The sequence below is a fragment of the Pseudomonas sp. B21-053 genome (genome assembly GCF_026016365.1).
Taxonomy (GTDB): Bacteria; Pseudomonadota; Gammaproteobacteria; order Pseudomonadales; family Pseudomonadaceae; genus Aquipseudomonas; species Aquipseudomonas nunensis.
On the sequence record NZ_CP087205.1, the window covers coordinates 2,436,365 to 2,452,875 of the forward strand.

Here is a 16,511-nt window from a genome sequence, read left to right on the forward strand (position 1 = left end):
TTGTGATCTTGTTGAAACAGAGTGTGGTGGTTGACGAAAAATCAGGCATGCGTGAGTCTTGGATAGTATTTATAGGGGGAGCAAGGATGCAAAAAAGTGACGCGATTTCCTTGTTCATATTGGTGGTTTTTAGGCTCGGTGCGTCGAGATTTTTCAAAGGATAATCCATGATTTACGTAAATCGATCGCGTGTAGATCCTCCAAAAGCATTGCTCGAAGAGGGCATCGCCGAGAGAAAACATGCACAATCATATTTTGAGACATCATTTACACGTCAAATCAGGTTTGAATTCAAAGCGTATAGATCTCCTGATGTACGTGATGCTCTTCTCGAGTTATTCCATAGCAAATGTGCATATTGCGAAAGCAAAATAGGTTCAACGGGGCCTATAGATGTTGAGATGTTTCGCCCGAAAAGTGCAGTTGCGGAACGAAAGGAACACCCTGGCTACTGGTGGCTGGCCGGCGTATGGGAGAACTTGTTGTCCTCTTGTATAGACTGTAATCGAACACGTCGTATCGAGGGTGTATTGAGCGGGAAAGCGAACAGATTTCCTTTGGAAGATGAAGATTGTCGAGCTTTTTTTCCAGGGGAAGAGGCAAAAGAGCGACCTCTGTTACTTGATCCTTGTATTGACTCTCCAGAGCAGCACCTAGTATTCGATGAGCAAGGTCTTGTAATGAGTGGGACTTTACGAGGTCAAACTACGATAAGCCTACTAGGACTAAACCGAAAAGGTCTTGTTGAGAGAAGGCTGCAGGTAGCAAATACTATAAAAAGTCAGTTGCAGATACTAAGATCGATGAAAGAGCACATCGAAGCTGGATATTCCGCTTCAATGATGTTTGCGCAGTATCTAAACCAATTAAAGCAAATGACTGATGCTAGTCAAGAGTTTGCTGGTATGAAGCGTCAATTGATTCTTCCTTATCTTTCGGGTTTTGAAAATACGGTTGTTAGTGAGCTTGTCTCGAAATGGGATGCGGTAACGCCGATTATTTCTCGTGCGAGTCGAAATAACGTAAAAAAATCATATTATGCATTCACTCATCTCCAGTCAGATTTTTCATTAACAACAGAAAAGGGGCGTAATATTTTTTTGTCGCAACGTCGACAAGTCGAGCGAGTGTCTATACGAAATTTTAAGGGGATAAAATCACTCGATATTGATTTAACTAATAATGGTGGTGGCTTATCAACCTGGCTTATGTTGCTCGGGGAGAATGGGGTTGGTAAAAGCTCAGTTCTTCAAGCCATAGCAATGACGCTACTAGGGGCAGATTATTTGTCAAAATTGGTTTCTGAGGGGCGAGCTAATCCCTCAGAGTTTGTCCGTGCACGTAGCCGTAAAGCGCAAATGGAGATTGTACTGAGCGGATTCGTTGGCCCGCATCGACTTATGCTGGAACGGGAGCGTGTCACTTATATTACTCCGACTGGTGAGTCAGAAGTTCTTGATTACAAAGAAGGTAGGCTTATTCGTGCTACTTCCAGCGTCGATTACCAGTCGATGCAAGCAGTACTTCTCGGGTATGGTTCTACAAGATTGCTGCCTCGCAATAATAAAATAAAGTATGGTACTTTATATTCGCGCGTTGATAACCTTTTTGATTCTTTTGTGCCGCTGGTAGACGCGGATGCTTGGTTGAAGTCTTTGCCGTTAAAAAGTTTTAATGAGGTGGCATTGGTGCTTAAGGATTTGCTTGCATTAGATGATAATGCTCGGCTTATACGCTATCGAGGTAGCGTTTTAATGGAGTTGCACGGTCGAAAGGTGCCTATAAAACATCTTAGTGATGGTTATCAAAGCGTAATTGCGATGAGTATAGATATTCTCGAAGTACTCATGCGTTTATGGCCTGGCTTGCAAAGCGCCGAAGGAATAGTGCTTTTAGACGAGATTGGTGCACACCTTCACCCCACTTGGCGTATGCGCATAGTGGGCAGTCTAAGGCGGGCCCTCCCTGGAGTGCAGTTCATTGCTACCACCCATGAGCCACTTTGCTTACGAGGACTTAGAGAGAACGAGATCGTCGTGATGCGACGTGATGTTACGGGTGAAGTACAAGTTATTAGCGAGCTACCATCTCCCTCGGATTTTCGTATTGATCAATTATTAACGTCGACCTTTTTCGGTCTCAGTTCTACACAAGACCCGGAAACTGAGGAGTTATTTGACGAGTACTATTGCCTCTTGGCAAAAGATACTCACGACGAAGTTGAGACAGCAAGGCTCGCGGAACTCCATGTGATTCTTGATGGGCGGCGTCTGATCGGAGATACTCTACGAGAGCAATTAATGTTTGAGGCCATCGACAAACTGGTCGCCCATCAACGAGAGCAGCCACAATCCATACCAAAATTAAAGCAAGCCGCTATTGATGAGATTGCCCGTATCTGGAACGAGGAAACACCAGAGCTCAAGGAGGACGAGTAAATTGATCAATGTGTGTCGCGGTGTTACACCTACAATTGATATTTTCACAAAACTGATTGTCCACTCTGCAGGGAAGCCAGCGCAGACCGGAGCCGGTAATGAGCTCGAAATGGCAATCAATTTTTTTACTGATGAGAATAACTATCTAGATGAAAAAAAGATAATTAAGAAGAATTTTGAATTCAAAGTGTATAAGAATCGTGCTCTTGTAAATGCACTTGAGCAGATATTTAATGGGAAGTGTGCCTATTGCGAAAGTCGGTTTGCACATGTGACATCTTATGATATCGAACATTATCGCCCGAAATTGAAAATATCCAATGAGGGCGAGCTACCGTTGCGGCCTGGTTATTTTTGGTTGGCTGGTGAGTGGAGCAATCTTTTGATTTCCTGCCCAGACTGTAATCGTTCACGAGGACATGCTGTGCCTGGCTCTAAACAGAAACGTACGCTTGGTAAACTCTCGCAGTTTCCATTGAGTGATGAAACGCAGCGAGTTAGGGATCATACTGCTGATATTGCATCAGAGGAGCCATATCGGTTACTACTTGATCCATGTAAAGATCAGCCAGAAAAATATCTAACGTTTGATATTAATGGTTTTGTTCGGGCGAGAACGGACTTTAATAACCTTCCCAATAGACGAGGAAGTGTTTCTATTAACGTTTTTGCATTGCAGCGACAGGCTTTAGTGCACGAGCGTTTGAGAGTTATTACTGATTTTCAGTATGATTTATATACACTGCGAATGGTTGTTAAGGACCTTGCAGGAATGGACAGTAATAACGTCTTAAGAGAGGATTTAGAGGAAAAACGGTTGCAGTTTCGTATCGTAAAGGAGCGCCTGCGAAAAAGGTTTGAGGCGGGTGCTCCATATCTTGGTATGCTGCGAGAGCACGTCCGAGTGAATTTAAGCGTGGGTAGTTATAAGGATCTTTATGATGCTGGTATCGATCTGTCGATTTTAGTGAGTTAGGAATTTGCAGTGCTTAAGTTAAGATTTTATATGTGGTATAGCAAGGTGTGGATGGGGTGGTATGATTTTATTGATCGATTGATGTTTTTAAAGGCGGAGTGGGGTTTTAGCTAGTTACTAATGTTTAGGCTTTGACGGGTTTTTGAGTGTTTTTGTGCTTTGAGTTTCCGTTTTCTTGTAAGTTATTTAATGTAGGTTGTCGGCATCTAAATTAAATAAATAAAAAGTGTATGCTTGATTTGAGCTATTGCAGTCGATGTAGGGCAACGTAAATCAACTATAGGTGTGCTTCATTTACACAAGGACTGATTGTGAGTTCGGCTTATTGCCGGGTGAAGTACCATCGTCCATCATTGTTCCTTCTTGCCGAGCCAATCGCCCATGCCAACCCTTACCCGTTTCGCCGCTCTGCTCGACCAGGCGAGACGCGCCTTGCTGTTGGTCTGGGGCACCTCTCGCGGATTATTCCTCGGCCTGGTGCTGGCGACCCTGATCGCCGGTGTCCTCCCGGCACTCGCTGCCTGGCTTGGCCAGCGCATCGTCGACGCGGTCGTCACCGCCATGCAATTACACGCGCAGCAGGGCAGTGCGCCGTTGTGGCCGGTGGTGCGTTATGTGTTGTTTGAGGCGGGGGTGCTGGCGTTGTTGTCCGGGACGCAACGGGCGTTGTCGGTTCTGCAGTCGCTGTTGCGGGTGCAGTTGGGGCAGAAGGTCAACACGATGATTCTGGAGAAGGCCCAGACACTGTCGCTGGTGCAGTTCGAGAATTCCGAGTTCTACGACAAATTGGTGCGGGTGCGGCGCGAGGCCTCGACCCGGCCGTTGGCGCTGGTGATGAAGTCGTTGGGGTTGATCCAGAACCTGATTGTGCTGATCAGTTTCGGCGTGCTGCTGGTGCATTTTTCGCCGTGGGCGCTGGTGTTGCTGGTGGTCGGCGCGTTGCCGGTGTTCTTTGCCGAGGCGCATTTTTCCGGGGATGCGTTTCGACTATTCACTCGTCGGGCGCCGGAGAGTCGGCAGCAGAGTTACATCGAGACGCTGCTGTCCCACGAGGCCTACATCAAAGAGGTCAAGCTGTTCGGCTTTGCGCCGTTGCTGTTGAAGCGTTATCGCGAGACGTTTGCCCGGCTCTACGCCGAAGACCGGCGCCTGACCTTGCGCCGGGACGGCTGGGGTTTTGTGCTCGGGTTGCTGGGCACCGGGGCGTTTTACCTGGCGTATGCGTGGGTGGTGGTGGACACCGTCCACGGTCAGATCAGCCTCGGACAAATGACCATGTACCTGGTGTTGTTCAAGCAGGGGCAAACCGCCGTCAGCAGTAGCCTCAGTGCGATCAGCGGTCTTTATGAAGACGGCTTGTACCTGTCGGCCCTTTACGAATATCTGGCCGAACCAGTGGTAAGCGATAACGGCAGCCTGATCGTGGGCGCAGTGCCCGGCGATGGCCTGCGGTTCGAGAACGTCGGGTTTAAATATCCGGGGGCCAGTCGCGCGGCGCTGGAAGGAATCGACCTGCACTTGGTGCCCGGTCGCAGTGTGGCGCTGGTGGGGGAGAACGGTTCGGGCAAGACCACGCTGATCAAACTGCTGACCCGACTCTATCGCCCCGATCAGGGTCGTATTCTGCTGGACGGCAGTGACCTGAATAGCTGGGAAGAAGATGCGCTGCGCCGGCGCATCGGCGTGATTTTCCAGGACTACATTCGCTACCAGTTCTCCGTGGGCGAGAACATCGGTGTCGGCGATACCTTGGCTTTCGACGATGAACAACGCTGGAAAGCGGCGGCTGCCGAGGGCATGGCCGCACCGTTTATCGAAGGGCTGGATCGCGGTTATGCCACCCAGTTGGGACGCTGGTTTGCCGGTGGCCAGGAACTGTCCGGCGGGCAATGGCAGAAGATCGCCTTGTCCCGCGCCTACATGCGTCGCGACGCCGACATCCTGATTCTCGACGAGCCGACTTCAGCCCTCGACCCGGCAGCGGAAGCGGCGGTGTTCGAGCATTTCAGCCAGCACACCCAGGACCGCATGACCTTGCTGATCTCGCACCGGTTTTCCAGTGTGCGCAACGCCGACCACATCATCGTGCTGGACCAAGGGACGATTCTGCAGCGCGGCGATCACGACAGTCTGGTGGCGGCGGGTGGGCGTTATGCGCAGTTGTTCGATTTGCAGGCCCGAGGGTATCGCTAGACCTTACGTCTCTGGCGAACTGCGATTCACCGCGGCGACCTGGGCAGGCTTGGCTTTCATCAGGTTTTCGATGGCTTGGCGATACTGACTGCCGCCCAGGCTCATGCTGTTGTTGTGCGTTCCACCGGGGATCAGCAGCAGGCGCTTCGGCTCATTGGCGGCATTGAACAACTGCTGGCTGAAGCGCGACGGCATGAACGCATCCGCCAGACCGTGGACCACCAGCAACGGCATGCCGATGTCGGTGATCTTGTCGATGGAATCGAATTTCTGCGACAGCAGCCAGCGCACCGGCAGGGATTTCACCGGCAGGTTGCTGTCGGCCACTTGTGCGACGGCATCGCCCAGCGTGGTGAAGGTAGATTCGATCACCAGCCCGCGTACCGGCACCGGGACGTGATCTTTTTTCGCCTGGGTGGCCAGGTCGGCCGCGAGGTCGATAGCGACCGCGCCGCCTAACGAATGGCCGTAGATCAGGCGTTTATTCGGGTCTGGTTGCATCGACGTGAAACGCTCCCAGGCGACGCGGGCGTCTTCGTAGACGCTGGCTTCCGACGGCAGATCCCCTTTGCTCTGGCCAAACCCGCGATAGTCGATGGCCAGTACCGAGTAGCCCATGGCGCGTAATTGTTCGATGCGGAACGCCTGGCCGGTAAGGTTCCAGCGCACGCCGTGCAGGTACAGGATCGACGGTGCATCGCGGCGCGCCGCTGGCCACCACCAGGCATGCAGGTTTTGACCACCCTTGAAGCTGGCAGGCTTGATGTCGAACTCCTGAACGTCCTGCGGCAAACCGTGATACCAGCCCGCCGTGCCCGGCTCGATGCGAAACAGTAACTCGCGCTCTTTGTACTTGAGCACCCCGCAACCCACCGGCAGACCGACGATCAACAGCGCCATGCACAACAACGGCAACCAGCGCCGGCCCAAGCGGCTCATGAGGGTAGAAAACATGCAGCGATCCAGTCGAACAGGGGAAAGCACGGGTTTTAACAGATGCGCGGCGGGGAGGGGAATTATTTCGACAGTCGTGAGTGTTGCAAGATCATTCCCCTTGTGGGAGCGAGCCTGCTCGCGAAGAGGGCAGCACATCCAGCATTGATGTCGCCTGACACTCCGCTTTCGCGAGCAGGCTCGCTCCCACAGTGGTTCTGTGTCGTTCACCCAAATCAATGCTCACCGCAGTCCCCCTGTAGGAGCGAGGCTTGCCCGCGAAGGCGTCGGGACAGTCAGCATCGATGTCGCCTGACACTCCGCCTTCGCGAGCAAGCTCGCTCCCACAGGGGATCCACGTTCGCCCTGGCTCCGCACCGCATTTGCGCAAAGCCGCTCGTCTTTGCCTGTCCATCAATCCAATAAAAAAGATTGAATAATCACATCAAATGTTATTTAAATAACAAAACAACAACGCCGACTCCAGTCCGGCAAGCCGTCACAAGGTGGGATAGCAATGAGCAAGATCGCAGTCATCGGCAGCAATATGGTGGATCTGATCACCTACATCGACCGCATGCCGGCCCAGGGCGAGACGCTGGAAGCGCCGGGGTTTGCCCTCGGTTGCGGCGGCAAGGGCGCCAATCAGGCGGTGGCCGCGGCCAAGCTCGGGGCGGATGTGCTGATGCTGACCAAGGTCGGCGATGACATGTTTGCCGACAACACCCTGGCGAATTTCCAGCGCTTCGGCATCGACACCCGCTACGTGCAGCGCGTGCCCGGCGTATCCAGCGGGGTGGCGCCGATCTTCGTCCAGGCCGATTCCCACAACAGCATCCTGATCGTCAAAGGCGCCAACGCCCATCTCGTCCCGGCGGACATCGACGCGGCCGCGCCAGCCCTGCGCGAGTGTTCCCTGATCGTGCTGCAACTCGAAATCAATGTCGAAACCGTCTACCACGCCATCGCCTTCGGTCGCGAACACAACATCCCGGTATTGCTCAACCCGGCGCCAGCCTTGGCCGGCCTGAGTCGCGAGCACCTGGCGCAACTGGATTTCCTGGTACCGAACGAGTCCGAACTGGCGCTGATCAGTGGCCAGACCGTGGATTCGCCCGAGTCCGCGCTGAAAGCTGCGCAAACCTTGGTCGCCAGCGGCATTCGCCACGTGATCGTGACCCTCGGTGAAAAAGGTGCGCTGTACGTCGGTGAGGAGGGTGAGTTCCAGATTCCCGGCCTGCAAGTCGCTGCCCGCGACACTACCGGTGCGGGCGATGCCTTCATCGGTTGTTTCATCCAGCGCTGGAGCCGCGACCGCAACATCCGCGCCGCCATGCTCGAAGCGGTCGCCTATTCCGCCTGCTCGGTCACTGGCCTGGGCACCCAAACCTCCTACCCGGACGCTACCGCATTCGCTGAATTCCAGCGCCAGTTCGGCGCCTGACGCCGACCGATTCACCACCTAACGCTCACCCGGAGAACAACAATGACAAAGCCTCCGCTCCAACAGACGCCCGATGGTTTTTACCTGAACCGCACGCCCTGGTTCGCCTTCATCTTGCTGTGCAGCATTTTTGCGCTGTGGGCGGCGGCCGCGAGCATGAACGACGTGCTCATCGCGCATTTCAAAAAAGCCTTCCTGCTCAGCGATTTCCAGACCGCGTTCGTGCAGTCGGCGTTTTACCTCGGCTACTTCTTCGTGGCGATTCCGGCGGCGTTGGTGGTTCGGCGATTCAGCTACAAGACCACCATCCTCATCGGCCTGATGCTCTACATGCTCGGTTGCCTGCTGTTCTTCCCGGCGGCGTCCACCGCCAAGTACGGCATGTTCCTGCTGGCGCTGTTCGTGATTGCGGCGGGTTTGTCGTTTCTCGAAACCGCGTGCAACACCTATTCGACGCTGATGGGGCCACGTGAAACCGGCACCCGTCGCCTGAACATTTCCCAGACTTTCCACCCGTTCGGCGCGATGGCCGGGGTCTACGTCGGCAGCTTCGTGATGTTCAAGGACACCGACGCCACCCGCGAGCAGCTCACGCAAATGAGCGCCTCGGATGCGGCGGTCCAGCAACTGCAAATGATCCAGTCCACCTTGCTGCCGTACAAATGGATGATCGCGGTGCTGGTGCTGATGTTCATCCTGATCGCCATCACCCGGTTTCCGGCGTGCAAAGGCGTGCAGACCGCCACCAAGAAAACCGCCAGCCTCGGCCAGAGCCTGTCGCGGTTGTGGAGTAACAAGCGGTTCACTTTCGGTGTGCTGGCGCAGTTCCTGTACGTCGGTGCACAAGTCGGCGTGTGGAGTTTCACCATTCGCCTGGCCATGCAATTGGGCGGGATGAACGAGCGCAGCGCGTCGTGGTTTTTGCTGACGACCTTCGCCGCGTATTTCATCGGCAAAATGATCGCCAACGTGCTGATGCGCAAAATGCACCCGGCCAAGGTTCTGGCGATATACGGCGTGCTGTGCATCGTGTTGCTGGCCTACACCATCCTCGTGCCGAACATCACCGCAGTCTATGCAGCAGTGGGTGTGAGCGTGTTCCTCGGCCCGTGCTGGCCGACCATTTATGGCCTGACCATCGACGGACTCGGTGAAGAAACCGGTGTCGGCGGTTCGCTGCTGGTGATGAGCATCGTCGGTGGCGGGGTGATTCCGATCTTCCAGGGCCTGCTGTCCGACTACAGCGGCGGCAACATGCAACTGGCCTACAGCGTGCCGTTGCTGTGCTTCATCGTGATCGTCGCCTACGCCGTGCGCTGCCTGCGTCATTCCGCCAGCGAAACGGCACCCGTTGGTGCGGCGGTGACTTCATGAGCACGCGGATCAATCTCTATCCGGCGCTGTTTGGCGAAGCGCCGAAGACGTTGCTGGAGTCCGAACAATTCAGCGTCAGCGCCAGCGTTTATCCCAGCGGCGTACTGGCGCTGGAAATGAGCAACAGCCGTGGAAAACTGGTGGTGCTGCCGTATCAGGGCCAGATGATTTGGGACGCCGTGTTCGACGGTTGCGACCTGACCATGAGCAACCTGTTCAGCCAACCCAGACCGAGTCCCACAGTGATCGGCACCTACGGCTGTTTCATGTTCCACAGCGGCCTGCTGCGCAACGGTTGCCCGACACCGGAGGACGACCATCCGCTGCACGGCGAAATGCCCTGCGCGGCGATGGATCGTGCGTGGCTGGAAGTCGGTGAAGACAGCGCCGGAGCGTTCCTGCGCCTGGGCGGCGAGTACGAATACGCCCAGGGTTTTGGCGACCGTTATCTGGCCAGCCCGAGCGTCACTTTGCGCGCCGATTCAGGCCTGTTCGATATCGCCATGACCGTGACTAACCTGGCGGGCAAACCCATGGACCTGATGTACATGGCGCACATGAATTACACCTACGTCGAGGGCGCGCGGTTTGTCGAACCGTTGGGCTTTGAACGGGTGCGTTTGCGCAGCAGCGTGCCGGCCCACGTCAAGCCGACGCCGGCCTGGAGCCGCTACATGGAGCAATTGGCGCTGGAGCCGGAACAGTTCCGCTGCCTTGATCGCCCGGACCTGTACGACCCGGAGATCGTGTTTTTCTTCGATGGCGTACACGCCGATGCCAACGGTGATGCGCATTTCCTGCTGAGTCATCCGGACGGCGCGGCGTTCTACACGCGCTATCGCCCCGACCAATTCGACCACGCCGCGCGCTGGATCCTGCACAACGCCGATCAACAAGTGGCGGCGTTTATCTTGCCCGCCACCTGCGAGCCGGAAGGCTATCGCGCCGAGTCCGCCAAGGGCCACGTGTGCGCATTGGCGGCGGGGGAGACGGCGGCGTTCAAGGTCACCACCGGCTATCTGAACAAGGCTGAGCAACAGGCCCTGATCAGATAATCAACTGTGCGCCACTGGCAGCAATCGCGTCGCGATAAGCCTTGGGGATTTTCTTGTCGCTGACCACGTACTGGAAGTCCTCAAGAGCGGCGAAATGCGCGGTGCGCACGGTGTCGAACTTGCTGTGATCGGCCAGCAGTAACCGTTGTTGGGCCTGGCGCAGGACCTTCTGCTTGACCTCCACTTCATTGAAGTTGAAGCAGGTCACGCCGAAGTCCTGGCTGACCCCGGCGGCGGACACAAAGGCCCAGGTCAGGCGCACGCCATCGAGGATCCCGGTTTCAGTGGTGTTCTCGAACACCTGGTTCTTGCGGTGGAACGTGCCGCCGCAAACCACGATGTGGCAATTGGGTTTTTGCGAGAGCTTGAGCAACACGTTGAGGGAGTTGCACACGGCGGTGAACTCGAGCTCGTCGGGGATGAAATCCACTACGAATGGCGTGGTGGTGCCGCAGTCGAAAAACACCGTGTCGCCGGGCTGGATAAACCGCGCGGCGAGTTTACCGATGCGGCGTTTCTCCTCGACGTGCCGGGTGTCCTGTTCGGCCACGCGGTAATCGCCGGGTTCGTTGCCGTCGTGGATTTTGGTGATATAGCCGCCGAGCAGGCGCAGATGGTCGGTGTACTTGCTCAGGTCGCGGCGCAGGGTCATCTCCGACACGTCCAGCAATGCCGCCATTTCGCGCAGGTGAATGGCGCTCTGGTCTTGCAGGGCTTGTTGAATCAGCTTGAGACGCTCGGCTTTTTTACTGTCCACAGGCATTCCGGGGTTGATTGTTGATGTTATTTAAGTAACATTAATTGTGAGTTTTGTAACGTTTTTGCGCAAATGATCTTCGATTGTGGCGCAGGGGCATTTGAATATACAAACAGGAGTTTTTGCGATGGCCCATCTCCCACCCCAGGCACTGGCGCAGTACATCGATCACACCTTGCTGGCGCCGGACGCCAGCCGCGAACAAATCGCCACCCTGTGCCGCGAAGCTGCGGAACATGGCTTCTATTCGGTGTGCGTGAATTCCGGGCAAGTGCCCCACGCCGCGCAGTGCCTGACGGGGCACAGCGTCAAGGTTTGCGCGGTAGTTGGCTTCCCGCTGGGCGCCGGGCTGAGCGACACCAAGGCCTTTGAAGCCGAGCGAGCGATTGCCGCCGGCGCGGGCGAGATCGACATGGTGTTGAACATCGGCTGGTTGAAGGACGGTTTGTTCGCCGAGGTTCAGGACGACATCGCCAAGGTCAAACAGGCCTGCGGCAATGTGCCGTTGAAGGTCATCCTTGAAACCTGCCTGCTCAATGACGCGGAAAAAGTGAAGGCCTGCGAGATCTGCCGCGAGCTGAACGTCGCGTTCGTCAAGACCTCGACCGGTTTCAGCCGCAGCGGCGCTACCGTCGAAGACGTCGCCCTGATGCGCCGCACCGTGGGCCCGATCATCGGCGTGAAAGCCTCGGGCGGCGTGCGCGATTACCCGACCGCCGTGGCAATGATCGAGGCTGGCGCTACCCGTCTGGGCAGCAGCTCCGGCATCGCGATCATCGGTGGAGCACTGGCGGCGGGCGAGGGCTACTGAGTCAGCGCAATGCCAACTGAGGCGCCTCCGCGGGTTCGACGGATTGGCACAGGGCTCCCGGGATCCGCTGCTCCAGAGCCGCATTGTCCACAAGCTGGACGGGCAGCAAGCAACGGCTCTTTTGTCCCTGTGCCATGAACTGCATCTGCGTAAGGGGCCGGGACAGAAAATAGCCCTGAGCTTCGTGGCAACCATAGTGGGAAATCAGCGCCAGGCACTGGAAGTCCTCGATGCCCTCGGCGACGGTGCGGTAACCCAGGTCCCTGGCCAGTTGCAGAATTGAACGGGCGATGATCTGGTTGCGCAGGCTGCCGGGCAGGTCCGTCACGATGGACCTGTCGAGCTTGATCACGTTGGCCGGGATTTCGTGCAGGTAGGCGAAGTTACTGTAGCCGGTGCCGAAATCATCGATCGCCACGTCCATGCCCAGCTCGCGTATTCCCTTGAGTTGCTGGATCACATGCGGGTGGGACCGGATCCATTCGCCCTCGGTGATTTCGATTTCCAGACGATGCGGCTCGATGTTGAAGCGCTTGCAGGCGAGCCTGAGAATTTCCCCGATGTCCTGGTCATCAAAATCCTTGGGTGACAGGTTGATCGAAACCCGGCATTCGACATCGTCCCAAAGCGCCATCGTGCTCAGCGTTTGATCAATCACCCAATGCGTAACCCGCTGGATCAAGCCATTGCGTTCGAGCACCGGAATGAACTCTGCCGGGGACACTGCGCCCAATTGCGGATGGTTCCAGCGCAGCAAGGCTTCGGCGCTGATCCGACGACCGTCCAGCAGGCTGAAACGCGGTTGGAACATCAGGTACATCTGATCCGTGGTCAGCGCGCGGTCGACGTCCCTGGCCAGCGCAAACGCGCGACGCCAGGCGCAGTCCCGCGCGACATCATAGAGACCCCAATAGGTGTTGGCCTGACGAGCCGATTCCACGGCGTGCATGGCCTTGCGCAACAGGTCGGCGTGGGACTGCGCATCGTGATCGAAGATCACCATGCCGGCGCGCGGCGAAGGGCTGGTCAGGGCGCTGTCCGATTGCGTCATGCAGCGCAAGCGGTCGATCAGTCGGTGAACGAACAGCTCATAGTCCGGCATCGTGGCCGGCAACATGAAGCAGAACTGCCGATCATTGACGTGGTACGCACAGCTGATACCCACCAGGCTTTTTTTCAGGTGCAGGGCAATATCGAGCATGATCGACTGCAGCGCACCGGCCCCAAGCTCCAGCGCCATTTCGTGGCGTCGGTGCGAGTCGAGGGCATCGATCAGCACCAGCACCCGTTGTTCCGAACCGGCTTGCAGGCCCAAATCATGGAGGTCAGCAAAAAACCGCCGCTGATTGGGCAGGCCACTGACCGGGTCATGGCAGTCGGTGAGCTGCCGTTGCTCGATCTGCGCCATCACCATCTCTGCCAGATCCTGCAATACCAGGCGCTCGTCATCGCTGAGTTGCTTGGGCTCTTTGTCGATGATGCACAGGCTGCCGATGGCGTGTCCCGACCGGGTGCGCAGCGGGGCTCCGGCGTAAAAGCGAATACCGTCGGGCGCAGTCACCAACGGGTTGGCGCAAAAGCGCAGATCGCGTGAAGCGTCCTGGACGTGGAGCACCCCGGCTTCGCAAATCGCGTAAGCGCAGAACGACTGGTCGATAGGAGTTTCGTCCCGGTCAAAACCGATTCGCGCCTTGAACCACTGGCGATCTTTCTCCACCAGCGAAATCAGGACCGTGGGGACTTTGAAATAGGCGGCGGCCAGTCGGCAGATCCGGTCGAAGTTTTCCGACTCTGCGGTTTTCAGCCATTCCAGGGCTTGTACTGCTTCCAGGCGAAGTTTTTCCGAATGATGATCATGCATGTGTTGCTCCTGGAGCGGACGCCTGGGTGATGTCAATATAGTGTCTCGTATTACGACTTTTCTTGTACATTAAAAGTTCTGTGTACAACTAATTATTTGTCGAACGGCCGGTATAGAGCGATGAACGGTTATTTATGTGAAAAGGTTGTACAAGTTTTCTACAATAAAAAGCCCGGGTTCTGAAGGTCAGAAACCGGGCTGGGGAGACGCGTTGAACGTCAGTTCATCTGCAACACAATCTTGCCGATGTGATCGCCTGCTTCCATCCGCGCATGGGCCTGTGCGGCGTCGGTGAACGGGTAGACCCTGTCGATCATCGGCAGGCAACGCCCGGCGGACAGCACCGGCCAGACGTATTCGTACAACCCTTGGGCGATGGCAGCTTTCTCTTCCCGGGTGCGCGAGCGCAGCAGTGAGCCGGTGATGATTGCGCGCTTGGCCATGATCGCCAGCAAGTCGACGCCGTCGGCGTGAGCGCCACCGAGGAAGCCGAGCATCACCAGCCGGCCTTCCATCGCCAAGGCGGCCACGTTGTTGTTGAAGTACGAGCCACCCATGATGTCGAGGATCACGTTGACGCCTTTGCCGCCGGTTTTCTCGGCGATGACCTGGGCGAAATCCTGATCGCGGTAGTTGATCGCCTTGGCCCCGAGCTTGCGAATCGCGTCGCACTTTTCTTCGCTGCCAGCGGTGGCGAAGGCTTCAACGCCGAACTCGCGGCAGAGCATCAGCGCGGTGGTGCCGATGCCGCTGGTGCCGCCGTGAATCAAGGCACGCTGGCCTTTGCTCGCGCCGCCCATTTCAAACAGGTTGGCCCAGACCGTGAAGAAGGTTTCCGGGATCGCGGCGGCTTGAATCCAGTCCATGCCGTCGGGGATCGGCAGCGTCTGGCTCGCCGGGGCGACGCAATATTGCGCGTAGCCGCCGCCGTTGGTCAGCGCGCAGACCTTGTCACCCAGTACAAACTCACTGACGCCTTTGCCGATGGCCACCACTTCACCGGCCACTTCCAGGCCGGGGATCAGGCTCATGCCAGGTTTCATCGGGTACTTGCCAGCGCGTTGGAGCACGTCCGGGCGATTGACCCCGGCGGCGTGCACGCGGATCAGCACTTCACCGGCGGCGACGGTGGGCATGGGCACATCGCGAGGTTTCAGGACCTCGGGGCCGCCGGGTTCGGTGATTTCGATCAGGGTCATGGTTTGCGGCAGGGTCATTTTTGGGTTCCTGTTGGGAAGGTGGATATCAGGTGGACCGTGTGGGGTGGTTGAAGATCAAAAGATCGCAGCCTCGTTTTACTCGACAGCTCCTACACAGCTCCTACACAGCTCCTACACCGCTCCTGCAGGGTGTGCGCGATTCAATGTAGGAGCTGGCGAAGCCTGCGATCTTTTGATTTTGGCGATCAAGCGCATCGCCAACTCCAAAACCAATGCCACAACAATGGCCCCAGCCGCGATCACAAACAACAGCGCGTGATGCCCGCCAGTGGCATTGAAAATCGCCGAGTAGGCAAACCCGGTCAGCGCCTGGAACGTGGCAAACGACACCGTGGCGCGGCTCCAGGCAATTTGTTGCTGATGGTGATTGGGCACCAGTTCATGCACCCGGGCCAAGGCCAGCGGCACGATGCCGGGCGGGAACGAGCCGAGGATCACGGCGAGCAACGCCAAGGCCAGGAACGAATTGGAAACCGCCAGCAAACCCAGGGCAATCGCCTGCACCACCAACACAATCCGAATGCTCAACCGCGCGCCGAGTTTGTCCGCCAGGAAACCGTAGCTCACCGGCCCGACAATCGCCCCCAGGCCATACATGACCCAGATCAGCGCACCCACATGCGCTCCGGCACCGAGGCCGCGAGCGACGAAATCCACCAGGAACACCATCGCCGGCACCAGGCCCGCCGCCATGAAAGCGTATTGGGCGAACAGCAGGTAAAGGGCGGGCGGGGTTGGCGATTTCACGCTGTCATTGTGAGCCGGCGCAGAGTGCTGCGGGGTCGAGGTCGGCCAGCCAAACCAGCTCGCGGCGGTCAACGCCAGCGCCAGCACACCGAGCCCGAACCAGGTGTTCTGCAAACCCAGGCTCAGCAGCGGCGGAACAATCGTCCCCGAGCCGGCAATGCCCAAGCCGATGCCAAGGAAAATCGCACCGCTGGCCAGGCCTCGACGGGACACTGGCACATGCGGCAACACGGTCGCGGCAACCAGCACCATGATCGCGCCACCGGCCACGCCTGACAGCAAGCGCCAGCCGAAGAACCAGCTCACCGACAAGGGAAAGCCACACGCGAAAAACGACAGCGTCACCGCCAGCATCATCAGGCGCAGGGCAGTGCTGTTGCCCACCCGTCGGGCCAGCGGATGACCGATCAGCGCGCCGATCAGGTAACCCACCAGGTTGGCGGCGCCGAGGTACACCACGTCACTGGCGGAAAACCATTGCGCCTGGATCAAGGAAGGAATCAACGGCGTATAAGCAAAACGCGCCAGGCCGATGCTGACCAGACTGGCGCAGAGGCCAGCGAAGATTGGCAGCCAAATGGCCCTGGGTGAGGTGGTCGATGTGCTGTGCATGAGAGCAGTCCTGTGAGGTTATCTCTGGCCTCCAGACTACCGAGAATGATTGATGCAGTATTGCAGCGATTTCGCGCTACAGTGATGCAT

Annotated in this window: 12 protein-coding genes; 7 read left to right on the forward strand and 5 right to left on the reverse strand. The window is 56.9% G+C overall.

What is annotated here, in order from left to right:
• Positions 1-167 precede the first annotated feature (167 nt).
• The 3 genes from LOY68_RS11245 (at position 168) to LOY68_RS11255 (ending at position 5,607) form a co-directional block, all read left to right on the forward strand.
• Complete coding sequence (locus LOY68_RS11245; protein ID WP_265044636.1) at positions 168-2,438, forward strand: AAA family ATPase; 2,271 nt, start codon at positions 168-170, stop codon at positions 2,436-2,438.
• A gap of 109 nt (positions 2,439-2,547) precedes the next feature.
• Positions 2,548-3,414, forward strand: coding sequence for a hypothetical protein (locus LOY68_RS11250; RefSeq protein WP_265044637.1), 867 nt, complete (start codon positions 2,548-2,550; stop codon positions 3,412-3,414).
• Positions 3,415-3,795: 381 nt separating this feature from the next.
• A complete protein-coding gene (locus LOY68_RS11255) occupies positions 3,796-5,607 on the forward strand; it encodes an ABC transporter ATP-binding protein (protein ID WP_265044639.1) in 1,812 nt (603 codons plus the stop codon).
• Between the two features lie 3 nt (positions 5,608-5,610).
• Here the strand turns inward: LOY68_RS11255 and LOY68_RS11260 are convergent, their stop codons facing one another.
• Positions 5,611-6,561 (reverse strand): alpha/beta hydrolase, encoded by a 951-nt coding sequence (locus tag LOY68_RS11260; RefSeq protein ID WP_163909408.1) that lies wholly within the window; start codon positions 6,559-6,561, stop codon positions 5,611-5,613.
• Positions 6,562-7,057: 496 nt separating this feature from the next.
• Between LOY68_RS11260 and rbsK the strand changes: the two genes are divergently transcribed.
• The 3 genes from rbsK to LOY68_RS11275 are packed head-to-tail and all read left to right on the forward strand — an operon-like array spanning position 7,058 to position 10,413.
• Complete coding sequence (gene rbsK / locus LOY68_RS11265) at positions 7,058-7,984, forward strand: ribokinase (protein WP_265044640.1); 927 nt, start codon at positions 7,058-7,060, stop codon at positions 7,982-7,984.
• Positions 7,985-8,026: 42 nt separating this feature from the next.
• The gene (fucP, locus tag LOY68_RS11270) at positions 8,027-9,358 is read left to right on the forward strand and encodes an L-fucose:H+ symporter permease (protein WP_265044642.1); all 1,332 of its coding nucleotides are present in this window, start codon (positions 8,027-8,029) and stop codon (positions 9,356-9,358) included.
• Entirely contained in the window at positions 9,355-10,413 is a 1,059-nt protein-coding gene (locus LOY68_RS11275; protein ID WP_265044644.1) for an aldose 1-epimerase family protein, read from the forward strand. Before fucP ends, LOY68_RS11275 begins: the two co-directional genes overlap by 4 nt.
• Here LOY68_RS11275 and deoR read toward each other — a convergent pair.
• Positions 10,406-11,176, reverse strand: a complete 771-nt coding sequence (gene deoR / locus LOY68_RS11280) for a DNA-binding transcriptional repressor DeoR (RefSeq protein WP_177331441.1) — start codon at positions 11,174-11,176, stop codon at positions 10,406-10,408. The two genes, LOY68_RS11275 and deoR, sit on opposite strands and share 8 nt — an antisense overlap.
• A gap of 121 nt (positions 11,177-11,297) precedes the next feature.
• Between deoR and deoC the strand changes: the two genes are divergently transcribed.
• The gene (gene deoC, locus LOY68_RS11285; RefSeq protein ID WP_265044646.1) at positions 11,298-11,981 is read left to right on the forward strand and encodes a deoxyribose-phosphate aldolase; all 684 of its coding nucleotides are present in this window, start codon (positions 11,298-11,300) and stop codon (positions 11,979-11,981) included.
• A gap of 1 nt (position 11,982) precedes the next feature.
• On the opposite strand, the gene LOY68_RS11290 is transcribed toward deoC, so the two are convergent.
• The 3 genes from LOY68_RS11290 to LOY68_RS11300 all read right to left on the reverse strand — a co-directional run bounded on the left by LOY68_RS11290 (position 11,983) and on the right by LOY68_RS11300 (position 16,421).
• Complete coding sequence (locus LOY68_RS11290; protein WP_265044648.1) at positions 11,983-13,842, reverse strand: GGDEF and EAL domain-containing protein; 1,860 nt, start codon at positions 13,840-13,842, stop codon at positions 11,983-11,985.
• A 218-nt stretch (positions 13,843-14,060) separates the two neighbouring features.
• Positions 14,061-15,059, reverse strand: coding sequence for an NAD(P)H-quinone oxidoreductase (locus LOY68_RS11295; RefSeq protein ID WP_265044650.1), 999 nt, complete (start codon positions 15,057-15,059; stop codon positions 14,061-14,063).
• Positions 15,060-15,173: 114 nt separating this feature from the next.
• Complete coding sequence (locus LOY68_RS11300; RefSeq protein ID WP_265044651.1) at positions 15,174-16,421, reverse strand: MFS transporter; 1,248 nt, start codon at positions 16,419-16,421, stop codon at positions 15,174-15,176.
• Between the last annotated feature and the right edge of the window lie 90 nt (positions 16,422-16,511).

Coding starts and splice junctions, on each gene's coding strand:
- LOY68_RS11250 (WP_265044637.1), top strand. CDS start 2,548: ATGGCAATCAATTTTTTTACTGATGAGAATAACTATCTAGATGAAAAA.
- deoR (WP_177331441.1), bottom strand. CDS start 11,176: ATGCCTGTGGACAGTAAAAAAGCCGAGCGTCTCAAGCTGATTCAACAA.
- rbsK (WP_265044640.1), top strand. CDS start 7,058: ATGAGCAAGATCGCAGTCATCGGCAGCAATATGGTGGATCTGATCACC.
- fucP (WP_265044642.1), top strand. CDS start 8,027: ATGACAAAGCCTCCGCTCCAACAGACGCCCGATGGTTTTTACCTGAAC.
- LOY68_RS11300 (WP_265044651.1), bottom strand. CDS start 16,421: ATGCACAGCACATCGACCACCTCACCCAGGGCCATTTGGCTGCCAATC.
- LOY68_RS11275 (WP_265044644.1), top strand. CDS start 9,355: ATGAGCACGCGGATCAATCTCTATCCGGCGCTGTTTGGCGAAGCGCCG.
- LOY68_RS11260 (WP_163909408.1), bottom strand. CDS start 6,561: ATGTTTTCTACCCTCATGAGCCGCTTGGGCCGGCGCTGGTTGCCGTTG.
- LOY68_RS11295 (WP_265044650.1), bottom strand. CDS start 15,059: ATGACCCTGCCGCAAACCATGACCCTGATCGAAATCACCGAACCCGGC.
- deoC (WP_265044646.1), top strand. CDS start 11,298: ATGGCCCATCTCCCACCCCAGGCACTGGCGCAGTACATCGATCACACC.
- LOY68_RS11290 (WP_265044648.1), bottom strand. CDS start 13,842: ATGCATGATCATCATTCGGAAAAACTTCGCCTGGAAGCAGTACAAGCC.
- LOY68_RS11245 (WP_265044636.1), top strand. CDS start 168: ATGATTTACGTAAATCGATCGCGTGTAGATCCTCCAAAAGCATTGCTC.
- LOY68_RS11255 (WP_265044639.1), top strand. CDS start 3,796: ATGCCAACCCTTACCCGTTTCGCCGCTCTGCTCGACCAGGCGAGACGC.